The organism is Streptomyces abyssomicinicus (genome assembly GCF_008974245.1).
GTDB lineage: Bacteria > Actinomycetota > Actinomycetes > Streptomycetales > Streptomycetaceae > Streptomyces > Streptomyces abyssomicinicus.
Window position 1 is genome coordinate 416,655 of sequence record NZ_BBZI01000012.1, and the last position, 11,691, is coordinate 428,345.

General features: G+C 72.0%; 10 protein-coding genes. 7 read left to right on the forward strand and 3 right to left on the reverse strand.

Annotation, left to right across the window (positions count from 1 at the left end; genetic code table 11):
• Positions 1-24 precede the first annotated feature (24 nt).
• Complete coding sequence (locus GBN72_RS29210; protein ID WP_151774936.1) at positions 25-558, reverse strand: hypothetical protein; 534 nt, start codon at positions 556-558, stop codon at positions 25-27.
• Positions 559-808: 250 nt separating this feature from the next.
• On the opposite strand from GBN72_RS29210, the gene GBN72_RS29215 reads away from it, so the two are divergent.
• The 7 genes from GBN72_RS29215 to GBN72_RS29245 all read left to right on the forward strand — a co-directional run bounded on the left by GBN72_RS29215 (position 809) and on the right by GBN72_RS29245 (position 9,023).
• Positions 809-3,277 carry a sensor histidine kinase gene (locus GBN72_RS29215; RefSeq protein WP_151774937.1) on the forward strand — a complete coding sequence of 823 codons (2,469 nt, stop codon included), beginning with the start codon at positions 809-811 and terminating at the stop codon, positions 3,275-3,277.
• Positions 3,274-3,708: a roadblock/LC7 domain-containing protein gene (locus GBN72_RS29220; RefSeq protein ID WP_151774938.1), complete on the forward strand. Its 435-nt coding sequence runs from the start codon at positions 3,274-3,276 to the stop codon at positions 3,706-3,708. The genes GBN72_RS29215 and GBN72_RS29220 overlap by 4 nt, the downstream gene beginning before the upstream one ends.
• A gap of 8 nt (positions 3,709-3,716) precedes the next feature.
• On the forward strand, positions 3,717-4,136 hold the full coding sequence (locus GBN72_RS29225; protein WP_151774939.1) for a DUF742 domain-containing protein: 420 nt from the start codon (positions 3,717-3,719) through the stop codon (positions 4,134-4,136).
• A 211-nt stretch (positions 4,137-4,347) separates the two neighbouring features.
• The gene (locus GBN72_RS29230; protein ID WP_151774940.1) at positions 4,348-5,157 is read left to right on the forward strand and encodes a M15 family metallopeptidase; all 810 of its coding nucleotides are present in this window, start codon (positions 4,348-4,350) and stop codon (positions 5,155-5,157) included.
• Positions 5,158-5,324: 167 nt separating this feature from the next.
• On the forward strand, positions 5,325-5,861 hold the full coding sequence (locus GBN72_RS29235; protein ID WP_151774941.1) for an NUDIX domain-containing protein: 537 nt from the start codon (positions 5,325-5,327) through the stop codon (positions 5,859-5,861).
• Between the two features lie 144 nt (positions 5,862-6,005).
• Positions 6,006-7,973 (forward strand): acetoacetate--CoA ligase, encoded by a 1,968-nt coding sequence (locus GBN72_RS29240; protein WP_151774942.1) that lies wholly within the window; start codon positions 6,006-6,008, stop codon positions 7,971-7,973.
• 105 nt (positions 7,974-8,078) lie between these two features.
• Entirely contained in the window at positions 8,079-9,023 is a 945-nt protein-coding gene (locus GBN72_RS29245; protein ID WP_246212980.1) for a DUF8829 domain-containing protein, read from the forward strand.
• 71 nt (positions 9,024-9,094) lie between these two features.
• Here the strand turns inward: GBN72_RS29245 and ptsP are convergent, their stop codons facing one another.
• Both ptsP and GBN72_RS29255 read right to left on the reverse strand, forming a co-directional pair.
• Positions 9,095-10,774: a phosphoenolpyruvate--protein phosphotransferase gene (gene ptsP / locus GBN72_RS29250; RefSeq protein WP_151774978.1), complete on the reverse strand. Its 1,680-nt coding sequence runs from the start codon at positions 10,772-10,774 to the stop codon at positions 9,095-9,097.
• A gap of 119 nt (positions 10,775-10,893) precedes the next feature.
• Positions 10,894-11,352 (reverse strand): PTS sugar transporter subunit IIA, encoded by a 459-nt coding sequence (locus tag GBN72_RS29255; RefSeq protein ID WP_151774943.1) that lies wholly within the window; start codon positions 11,350-11,352, stop codon positions 10,894-10,896.
• Between the last annotated feature and the right edge of the window lie 339 nt (positions 11,353-11,691).

Consider the following 11,691-nt stretch of genomic DNA (forward strand, 5'->3'; position numbering starts at 1 on the left):
CGGAGCGGCGTGCCGACGGCGTCCTCACGCCATGCCCGCCGGCTGCCCGCTGCGTCGGCGTATTCGCCCGAACTCCCGCTCGGCGGCCCGCTCCTGACGTCGTGTCGCACGCCGCTCGCGCCGCAGCCGGCGCGCCGTGCTGCTCGGCTCCGACACGACCCCGTGCCGCTGGTTCCACACCTGGCGCGTCACCCACACGTCGAGCACCGCCCAGGTCGCCGCGACGATGCCGGCCACCGCCGCGATCACCGCCGGGAAGGCCAGCAGCGCCTTGGCCATGGTGAGCAGGAACGCGACCAACGCCATCAGGACGGTGACCGCCATGACGAGCACGGCGCGTACCGCCGCCGTCCGGACGGGATCCGGCAACCGGGGCCGCCGGGCGGGCACCTCCACCCACAACGGACGCTCCCGCGCCTCCGACTCGATCCCTTCGAGCCCTCCACGTCCCTCGGCCCTCTCGGACCCCTCGGACCCCTCGAACCCCTCGGTCCCCTCGGACGTCTCGGGCCTCTCAGACTTCTCGGACTTCCCGAACTTCTCCGCAGTGTCCGACAACGCGACACCCCCTTCGTCCGCACGCTGATACCCCCACATCGAGTGGACGATCGACGTGCGCACAGGATTCCCGAAACGGGAGACAAATCTCCCGCAATCACCTGACTGCTACCCATGCCCGGCAGTGGCCAGGGATTTTCGACCGTACGATCCCTTCTTCGAGGGGTCCCCCGCAGTAGTAGGCTCACGCCGTTTGATTGACGCACAGGTGTACCCCGGCACGGGCGGGGCTGAACAAATGGGGGAGGCCATGCGCTTTCGCGGGACATCCATCCGCAGGAAGATCGTGGCGCTGCTGATCGTGCCGTTGATGTCCCTGACGGGCATTTGGGCCTTCACCAGTGTGCTGACCACCACCGAGGCCAACCGCATGTTCACGGTGGCCACCGCCGTCGACGAGATCGGCTACCCGGTCGAGGAAGTGGTCGTCGCGCTCCAGGCGGAGCGCCGCCAGACCCTCGTCCACCTGGCCAGCCCGGACTCCTCGGACATCGAGCTGCTGATGCAGAGCTGGGCCATCACCGACGACGCCATGGAGGTCGTCCGCGCCAACGCGGCCAAGGAAGAGGTCCGCGAGGCCCTCGGCTCCAGTTCCGGCCTGCAACTGGACGGAGTCCTGGAGACCTTCTGGCGCGTGGAGACCGCGCGCAGCGCCGTCGACCGGGGGGCCTCCGACCGCACCGAGGCCTACGCCGCCTACAACACCCTGATCGACGAGTGCTTCACGCTCCTCACCGCGCTTCCGGCCGCCGACACCGTCGAACTCGACCAGCAGGCCAGGGCCGTGGTGAACCTGTTCCGGGTCCGCGAACTGCTGGCCCGCGAGGACGCCCTGCTCGGATCGGGCCTGGTGGTGGGGGAAGCCACCGGCAAGGAGATCGACCAGATCAGCGACCTGGTCGCACAGCGCTCGATGCTCGTCGAGGTCAGCCTGCCGATGCTGCCGCAGTCGGACCGCGCCCGGCACGAGAGTTACTGGCAGGAGAGCGAGGCGGCGACCGCCCTCGGCAAGGCCGAACTCCGCGCCATGGACGGCGACCGGATGACGGCCCGTTCCTGGGACACGATCGCCGGCACCGCGCTCGCCAACCTCCAGCGGCTCAACGACGAAACCGCCGACCGCTACCAGGAACGCGTCGGCCCGGTCGCCCGCAACATCATCCTCAAGGTCGTCGCCGGCGGCATCCTCGGCCTGCTCGCCGTCCTGGCCAGCATCGTGGTGTCGGTGCGCGTCGGCCGCGGCCTGGTCCGCGACCTGCGCGGCCTGAGCCGGGAGGCCCACGAGGCGTCCGGGGTCCGGCTGCCCAGCGTCATGCGGCGCCTGTCCGGCGGCGAGAAGATCGACGTCGAGGCCGAGATGCCGCCCCGGGAGTTCCCCGGCGACGAGATGGGCGAGGTCGGCCGCGCGCTGGACTCCCTCCAGCGCGCCGCGGTCGAGGCCGCCGTCAAGCAGGCCGAACTGCGTTCCGGCGTCTCCGAGGTCTTCGTCAACCTGGCCCGCCGCAGCCAGGTCCTGCTGCACCGGCAGCTGACCCTGCTCGACACCATGGAACGGCGGGCCGAGGACACCGACGAACTCGCCGACCTGTTCCGCCTCGACCACCTCACCACTCGCATGCGCCGCCACGCCGAAGGCCTGGTGATCCTCTCCGGAGCGGCCCCCGCCCGGCAGTGGCGCAAGCCGGTCCGCCTGATGGACGTGGTGCGTGCCGCGGCCGCCGAGGTCGAGGACTACGAGCGCGTCGAGGTCCGCCGCCTGCCCCGGCTTTCCGTCAAGGGCCCGGCCGTCGCCGACCTCACCCACCTGCTGGCGGAACTTCTCGAGAACGCGACGGTGTTCTCCCCGCCGCACACCGCGGTGCAGGTGATCGGCGAGCGGCTGAGCACCGGATTCCTCCTCCAGATCCACGACCGAGGCCTCGGCATGTCCGCCGAGGCCCGGCAGGACGCCAACGAACGCCTCGCCGAGACCCCGGACTTCGAACTCTCCGACACCGACCGGCTCGGCCTCTTCGTGGTCAGCAGGCTCGCCCGGCGGCAGAACGTCAAGGTCTCCCTCCAGCCGTCCCCGTACGGCGGCACCACCGCCGTCGTGCTGCTCCCGGAACGCCTGCTCACCGAGGAGGAGCCGGAGAGCAACGGCTCGGGCCTGCGCCTGGACCGGGCCCGCGTGGCGACCCGGAAGAGGATCTCCGAGGCCGAGCGGACCGGCGAGCTGGAACTGGTCGAGGTCATCCCGCTGCAGGAGACGCTGGAGGAGCCCCTGGGCGGGGAGCCGTCCTCCCGCGGCGGGCTCCGTGTCCCGCGGGACGAGCCCGACACCGAACCGGCGACCGAGCACGCCGCCGTCCCGGACAGTGAGGAGGCCGCCGGCGGGCCGGTGCGCCCGGTGGTCGAAGAGCCCCGGACAGCCGGTGGCCTGCCCCGCCGGGTCCGCCAGGCCAGCCTGGCGCCCCAGCTCAAGGACTCTCCGGACCAGGACCCCGCCGCACGGCGCCAGGCCCGGTCCGAGGCGGCGGATCCCGCCGCCCGCGACGCGGAGGAACTCCGCGACAGGATGGCCTCGCTCCAGCACGGCTGGCAGCGTGGCCGTGAGGAGAACGACGCCGTGGTGACCGCGACCGGCCGGGACGCCGGCCCGGGAACCGCGTGCCGGGAAGCGACCGGGGGAGCGCGGACCGGAACCGTACCAGCAACGACGAAGAGAGATGATCGATGACAGCCGCGCACCCGTTCGACGAGGCGGGAAAGGCCTCGGGGGGACTGAACTGGCTGCTGGACGACCTGGTGGAACGGGTCACCAACATCCGCAAGGCCGTGGTGCTCTCCGGAGACGGACTGGCCACCGGTGTGTCCAGGGAACTCACGCGTGAGGACGGAGAGCACCTGGCCGCGGTGGCCTCCGGCTTCCACAGCCTCGCCAAGGGCGTCGGACGCCACTTCCAGGCGGGCGCCGTCCGGCAGACCGTGGTGGAACTGGAGGACGCCTTCCTCTTCGTCACCGCCGCCGGCGACGGCAGTTGCCTGGCCGTCCTGGCCGACGCGGACGCCGACATCGGTCAGGTCGCCTACGAGATGACCCTCCTGGTGCGGAAGGTCGGTTCGCACCTGAGCACGGCGCCCCGCGACGACGTGGCCGCCGGCGGGTAGGGCCTGGCATGAACGCAGACGGTCACGCCGACGAGGACTCCCGCCAGTGGTTCGACGACGAAGCGGGCCCGGTCGTCCGCCCGTATGCCATGACCAGGGGCCGCACGGCCGGGTCGGCCGGCGAGTGGTTGTCGCTGACCGCCATGATCATGACTCGCTCGGCGGACGACGAGGGCCGGACGACCGATCCGGAGGTCCTCGCCGCTCTGGTCCCCGAACACCTGACGGTGCTCGGTCTCTGCCGCGAGCAGGCGTGGTCGGTGGCCGACCTGGCCTCCGACCTCGACCTGCCGGTCGGGGTCGTGCGGGTGCTGCTCTCCGACCTGCTCGACGCCAAACTGATCCGCGTCCAGCCGCCCGTCCGCCTGGTCGAGGCCGTCGACGAGACGGTGCTGCGCGACGTCATCGCGGGCCTGCGGGCCCTGTAGACGGAGCCAAGAGGAACGAACACGGCCCGTACCCCCGCCGACTGGGGTACGGGCCGTGCCGCGCCCGGCACGAGTGCCGGGCGTGGCGCACTTGTTCCCGCTCTGCGCCGATGTATGCCTCAAGACTCGGCAACTTTTCTCTCCGGCCCCGATCGTCCCGTCCTGGTGATCCCTTCCCCCGCGGATCAGGATCCTGATAGACGGAGGGACCATGAAGAGCCTTCCCGTCACCGCCCGTACCCTCGCCGTCTCCTCCGCCGCACTGCTCACCGTCGGCGCGGGCGCCGCCACCGCGCAGGCCGCTCCCGAACCGCACGCGCCGGACGGCTTCGTGGCGCTGAGCGCCGTGGACCCGACGATCATCGAGGAGATCCGCTACTTCACCCGGCACAACTTCGTCGGGGAGCGCGTCGACGGCTACCAGCAGCCGATCTGCATCCTCACGCGCCCGGCCGCCGAGGCGCTCAGCCGGGCCCAGACCCGACTGCGCGCCCAGGGGTACGGCCTGAAGGTGTACGACTGCTACCGCCCCCAGCGTGCCGTCGACCACTTCGTCCGCTGGGCCAAGGACGTGGACGACACGAAGATGAAGGCCGAGTTCTACCCGAACCTCGACAAGTCCCGCCTGTTCCCCGACGGCTACATAGCCGAGAAGTCCGGCCACAGCCGCGGCTCCACGGTGGACCTGACCGTCGTCAGGCTGCCCGCGACCCCCGACAAGCCGTGGGTGCCCAGCCGGCCCCTGCAGCCCTGCTTCGCGCCGCAGAGCCGGCGCTTCCCGGACAACTCCCTGGACATGGGGACCGGTTACGACTGCTTCGACACCCTGTCCCACACGCTGGACCCGCGCGTCCAGGGTGAGCAGCGCGCCAACAGGCTGCTGCTCAAGGACACCCTGGAAGACCTCGGCTTCGTCAACTACGCCGACGAGTGGTGGCACTACACCTTCAAGCCGGAGCTCTACCCGGACACCTACTTCGACTTCCCGGTCTCCAAGGCATCCCTCACCCCCGCCCGCTGAAACCACGGCAGGCCGCACGCCCGCCGAACCACGGCAGGCGGGACGCCCGCCCGGCCACGGTCACGAGCGGCCGGCCGTTCTGCCCCCGCCCGCCGTACCGCAGGCCCACGGCACTTCCCTCGGCCGAACCGCAGACGCCCTCGCACGCGGTCGGATACATTCCGGCCGTGTCTGCCTCCTCGCACCCCACCGCCGTCCACCCGCCGGGCTCCCACTGCTCAGCCTGCGGAGCCGCCTACGGCGAGGGGGGCACCGGCTGGCCCCGCACCTGCCCCGCCTGCGCGACGGTCGCCTACCGCAACCCGCTCCCGGTCGCCGTGGCCCTCCAGCCGGTCCGCGACGAACGGGGGACCGGTCTCGTCGTGATCGTCCGTGCCATCGAACCGGCCCTCGGCGGGACCGCCCTGCCCGGCGGGTTCGTCGACCACGCCGAGGACTGGCGACGGGCCGTGGTACGTGAACTCCGGGAGGAGACCGGCATCGTGGCCGACCCCGACGACCTCCGGCCGGCCGACGTGCTCAGCTCTCCCAACGGCCACCTGCTGGTGTTCGGCCTGCTCCCCGAACGCCCGGCAGACACCCTCCCGCCGTTCGTCCCCACCGCCGAGACGAGCGCACGGGCCCTTCTGCGCGAGCCGGTCGACCTGGCCTTCCCGCTGCACACCCAGGCCGTACGCAACTGGTTCCAGGGCCGCTACTCCTGACCCAGCACCGACTCGTAGTGCCACGCCCCACACACTGGCTGGTGACTATGTGGTGCCCACCCTGGTACGAAAGACGATCACATGACATCGTCCGTATCAGCCGCGTCATGCGCCCATCAGGCGCTGGATCCCGGGAGCGACCCCATGCCCACCCAGAACCCCGCCCCGCTCTGGCAGCCCACGCCCGAGCGGGCCGCCGAAGCACGGATCACCCGGTTCCAGGCCTGGGCCGCCGAACGGCACGGAGCCCCCGCGGACGGCGGCTATCCGGCACTGCACCGGTGGTCCGTGGACGAGCTGGAGACCTTCTGGAAGGCCGTCACCGAGTGGTTCGACGTCCGCTTCTCCACCCCCTACGAGCGCGTCCTGGGCGACCGCTCGATGCCCGGTGCCGAGTGGTTCCCCGGCGCCACCCTCAACTACGCGGAGCACGCGCTGCGCGCCGCCGCCGAACGGCCCGACGAACCGGCCCTGCTCCACGTCGACGAGAGCCAGGAGCCGCGCCCCGTCACCTGGGCCGAGCTCAGCCGGCAGGTCGGATCCCTGGCCGCCGAACTCCGTGGCCTGGGTGTCCGCCCCGGCGACCGCGTCAGCGGCTACCTGCCCAACGTCCCGCAGGCCGTCGTCGCCCTCCTCGCCACCGCCGCGGTGGGCGGCGTGTGGACCTCGTGCGCCCCCGACTTCGGTGCCCGCAGCGTGCTGGACCGCTTCCAGCAGGTCGAGCCCGTCGTCCTCTTCGCCGTCGACGGCTACCGCTACGGAGGCAAGGAGCACGACCGCCGGGAGACCGTCGCCGAACTGCGCCGGGAACTGCCCACGGTGCGCGCCGTCGTGCACATCCCGCTGCTCGGCACCGACGCCCCCGAGGGCGCCCTCGAGTGGTCGGCAGTGACCTCGTCGGACACCGCACCCGCCTTCGAACAGGTGCCCTTCGACCATCCGCTGTGGGTGCTCTACTCGTCCGGGACGACCGGTCTGCCCAAGGCCATCGTCCAGTCCCAGGGCGGCATCCTGGTCGAGCACCTCAAGCAGCTCGGCCTGCACTGCGACCTCGGCCCGGGGGACCGGTTCTTCTGGTACACCTCCACCGGCTGGATGATGTGGAACTTCCTGGTCTCCGGCCTGCTCACCGGCACCACCGTGGTGCTCTACGACGGCAGCCCCGGCTTCCCGGACACCGGCGCCCAGTGGCGGATCGCCGAGCGCACCGGCGCCACGTTCTTCGGCACCTCGGCCGCCTACGTCATGGCGTGCCGCAAGGCGGGCGTCCACCCGGGGCGCGACCACGACCTCTCCCGCGTCGGCTGCGTCGCCACCACCGGATCCCCGCTGCCGCCCGACGGCTTCCGCTGGCTGCACGACGAGGTCCGCGAGGACCTGTGGATCGCCTCCGTCAGCGGCGGCACCGACGTCTGCTCCTGCTTCGCGGGCGCCGTCCCGACCCTCCCGGTCCACATCGGCGAACTCCAGGCGGCGGGCCTGGGCACCGACCTCCAGTCCTGGGACCCGAGCGGCGATCCGCTGGTCGACGAGGTCGGTGAGCTCGTCGTCACCCTCCCCATGCCGTCGATGCCCGTGCGCTTCTGGAACGACGCCGACGGCAGCCGCTACCACGACAGCTACTTCTCGACCTACCCCGGCGTGTGGCGCCACGGCGACTGGATCACCATCACCTCGCGCGGCTCGGTGGTCATCCACGGCCGCTCCGACTCCACCCTCAACCGGCAGGGCGTCCGAATGGGCTCCGCGGACATCTACGAGGCCGTCGAGCGGCTTCCGGAGATCAAGGAGTCCCTGGTCATCGGCGTCGAAGAGCCCGACGGGGGCTACTGGATGCCGCTGTTCGTCCAGCTGACACCGGGAGCCGCGCTGGACGACGCGCTGGTCGACAAGGTGCGGCGTACCATCCGCGAACAACTGTCGCCCCGCCACGTTCCCGACGAGATCATCGAAGTGCCGGGGGTTCCGCACACCCTCACCGGCAAGCGCATCGAGGTCCCCGTGAAGCGTCTGCTGCAGGGCGTACCGATGGAGAAGGCGGTCAACCCGGGGTCGATCGACGACATCGGCCTGCTCGCCTTCTACGAGGAACTCGCCCGCAAGCGGTCCTGAGCCGGCCCGGTACGGGCCGCTGCCGCAACGCCGGCACCCTCACTGTCAGTGCCGACGGTTACGGTGAGTGAGCAATGTTCGACCGCTCGCACATCTGGGGGAATCATGGCCCGTACCACCGCCCGCACCACCGGCACCGCCCGGACAGCCCGGACCGGCGGCAACGGCCCGCAGAGCCTGCGCCGCGTACTGCGCAGGGAGATCGCCGGCACCGTCGGCCTCCTGACCGACGAGCGCGACTTCGCGGCCATGCGGCGCTACCGCACCTTCGCCTTCGACGACCACCAGACCTACCTGGACCAGATGGAGGCCCTCCTCAGGTCGAGGGCCTCCCAGGGCAACCACACCAGCGTCGCCCTGTTCGACCCGGACGAGTACGTCACGTACTGCGTCGACGCCGGACTCGAACCGGACGCCGTGACCAGCCGCGCCCGCTACACCGCGGAACTCGCCGCCACGAGCCCGACCGTCCCCTACGACGGCCGCCCACTCTCCGACCTGCTCCCGGACCTGGTCGCCGAGAGTGTCCGGCAGGCGACCTGGGAGTACGCGACGGAAGCGCTGGCCGGGCTCGGACCCTGTCCGCTCTGCGACGACGACCGGGGGCGTCTCGCCCTCGCCCGCGCCACCCGGCTGCTGGGCGCGGTCCTCGGCTCGGCCTCCGCCGGCTCCCTGCACCTGGTCTGCAGCGTGGGAACCCTCCCGCAGTCGCTGTTCAGCGTCCTGGACGCCGGCCGCCGGGAGGACGGCGCGGTCGACGTCGACGAGGGCGAAGCCCTGGAACTGACCGCCGTGCTGGCCCTGGGCATCGCCACCCGCAGCCCGGGCGGCCTGGTGATGCGTACCGTCGCTCCGGGCAGACCCGACCGCGTGTACGGCTGGCGTCTCAGGCCCGAGGGCCTGGAGCCGCTCACCGCAGGGGAGGTCTTCGACGCCTACTGCACCGACGTCACGACCGGAGAACCGATCGCCCCCGAGTCCGACGTCGACTACTGCGCGCCGCCCGATCTGGCGATCGAACCGGCAGCGCGCCCCGATCACCCGCACTGACCTGACCGCCTGACCGCCTGACCGCGACCCCCCGGCGGCGGCCGGCACGCGACCCGTACCCGCGGCCGGGCTCATTCGCCGGACAGCACCGCGCGGGCGGCCAGCCGCGCCTCCTCGGGGCTGTCCGCGGACCGGGCCGCCGCGGCCGCCCGCCGGCACTGCGCCAGGGTGCAGGTGGCCAGCGCGGCCCGGACCCGGGACAGCGCCGCGGGCGCCATGGACAAGGAGGTCACCCCGAGCCCCGTCAGCACACAGGCGAGCAGCGGATCCGCCGCCGCCTCGCCGCACACGCCGCAGCTCTTCGCCTCCGCGCGGGCGGCCTCGGCCGCCATCGCCACCAGGTCCAGCAGCGCGGGATGCCACGGATCCTGCAGACGGGACAGGGCCGCCGCCTGCCGGTCCGCCGCGAAGGCGTACTGCGCCAGATCGTTCGTCCCCACGGAAAGGAACTCGACCTCGCGCAACAACGACCTGGCCCGCAACGCGGCCGACGGCGTCTCCACCATCGCTCCCACCGAGGCGCGAAGTCCCGCCGCCCGGCACGCCTCGGCGAACGCGCGCGCGTCGGCCCGGTCCGCCACCATGGGCGCCATGACCTCCAGGTGGACCGGAAGCCCCTCCGCCGCCCTCGTCAGCGCCAGCAACTGGGTGCGCAGCACCTCCGGGTGCTGCAGCAGGGTCCGTACCCCGCGCATGCCGAGCGCCGGGTTGGGCTCGTCGCCGGCCGTCAGGAACTCGAGGGGCTTGTCCGCGCCGGCGTCCAGCACCCTCACCACCACGCGTTGCCCGGGGAAGGCCGCCAGCACCTCCCGGTACGCCTCGGCCTGGCTGCTCTCGGAAGGAGCCTCACCCGTGCCCCCCTTGTCGTCGAGACAGAAGAACTCGGTCCTGAGGAGCCCCACACCCTCGGCGCCTGCCTCCACGGCCGCCACCACATCGGCCGGTCCGCCGATGTTGGCGAGCAGCGGGACCAGATGCCCGTCGGAGGTGCGCCCCGGCTCCCTGGCGGCGGCCAGCTCGGACTTCAGCCGCTCCGCCAGAGCCCGCAGCCCCTCCTGCCGTTCCTCCGAAGGATCGACGACGACCTCGCCCGTACTCCCGTCGACCGCGATCACGGCACTCTCGGGAAGCTCCGCCGCCCCGGGCACCCCGACCACCGCCGGCACCCCGAGGGCGCGGGCGAGAATCGCGCTGTGGCTGGTCGGCCCGCCCTCCTCGGTGACGATCCCGAGCACGAGCGTGGTGTCGAGCAGCGCGGTGTCCGCGGGCGCGAGATCCCGGGCCACCAGGACGTACGGCTCGTCGCTGTCCGGGACGCCGGGCATCGGAACGCCGAGCAGCCGCGCGACGATGCGGTTGCGCACGTCCTCGAGGTCCGCGACCCGGCCGGCCAGGTACTCGCCCGCTCCCAGCAGCAGGTCCCGGTACGCCGCGCAGGCGTCGTACACGGCGCGCTCCGCGGTGCTCCCCACCGCGATCCGCCGCCAGACGTCGGCCAGCAGTTCCGGGTCGCGGGCCATCATCGCCTGGGCCTCCAGCACCGCCTGCGCGTCACCGCCGGCGAGGATCCCCCGCGCGGTGAGGTCGGCGGCGACTGCGTTCAGGGCCTGCCGGGCCCGCCGCTGCTCCCGTTCGGCGTCGGCCCCGGGGATCTGCCTGGCCGGCGGCTCCAGCACGGCGGTCCCCATGTGCCGCACCTCCCCGACCGCGACACCATGGCTGACTCCTACGCCCCGCAGCGTCGTCTCCATCTCACCCGTCCACTCGTGCTGGAGCGGCACCCGTCGGTGGCGCCCGGCTGATCCCTGCATGCCAGTGTGACGGCCCTCCCCGCACTCGGCAGAAGCAGGAACGCCCTGGGCCCCCGGCGTCACTCCCAGACGAAGAGCTGGTCACCGGCCTCGACGCCGGCACCGTTCGCGAAGCCGGTGAGCGAGCCGGCCAGCGCCTCCAGCGCGATCACCGGACACACCGGTGACCTGCCGGCCACCTCCACGGCCTCCGGGTCCCAGCGCACGACGCCTTCCCCACGGCGGACCGGGTCGCCCTTCCGCAGCAGCGGCTCGAACCCCTCGCCGTTCAGCTGCACCGTGTCGATGCCCAGGTGCACCAGCACGCCGCGGCCGTCGTCCGACACGACGACGAACGCGTGAGGGTGCAGGGAGACCAGGGTCCCGTCGATGGGAGCCCCCGCGATCACCAGCCCCCTTGTTCCTCCGGTCGGATCCACCGCCGTCCCCGGCCCCACCATCGCCTCAGCGAAGACAGGGTCGGGCACCGTCTCCAGAGCGATGACCCTGCCCGGGAGGGGGGACGTCACGGTGAGCATCAAGGAGGCCTCCCATGGCCGACAGCAGTCACAGTGGGTGGTGGGCGGTACGCGCAAAGGCACCCTATGTCCCGGGATGTCCGGATCCGGTTCTTGCCCCCCTCTGATGCCTGAAGAGGGCCCCCCTGAGCGATTTGCCTCACGGGCCTGGAGGTGTGTAGAGTCTTACACCTGTTCGGGAACGAGCGACTGCGAGAGATCGCACCACCGCCCCCGGGCAGCACCCCAACTCCTTCAGATCTTCCTCCAAGATCTCGCCTCCGGCATGCTCCGGGAGCGGTGGTCGAGGAAAGGAAAAAGACTGATAGAGTCGGAACCGCCGGAAAGGAAAGCGCGAAA